Raw genomic sequence first — 206 nt, 5'->3', positions numbered from 1 at the left:
GCTCAGCGGAAAGCAGATCTCCCGATTGGTTGGCGTTGCCCCGCTCTCGCGCGACAGCGGCGCGATGCGAGGTAAACGGGGGATTGGCGGAGGCCGAGCCGACATCCGACAGGCGCTGTATATGGCGGCCATGTCCTCAGCTCGGCACGAGCCACGTCTGCGCGATTTTTACAGAGCGCTGCGGGCACGCGGCAAGGAGGGCAAGG

At 66.0% G+C, this 206-nt stretch carries 1 protein-coding gene; it reads left to right on the top strand.

Annotated features, from left to right (window positions below; all coding sequences use genetic code 11):
* On the top strand, positions 1 to 206 hold a 206-nt coding region (locus ABS769_RS22610; protein WP_350498304.1), incomplete at both ends, for a transposase.

Source organism: Xanthomonas hortorum (assembly GCF_040279205.1).
Classification (GTDB): domain Bacteria; phylum Pseudomonadota; class Gammaproteobacteria; order Xanthomonadales; family Xanthomonadaceae; genus Xanthomonas; species Xanthomonas hortorum_F.
The sequence above is the reverse complement of the archived record's forward strand: the minus strand, read 5'-3'. Positions and strand labels throughout refer to the sequence as shown.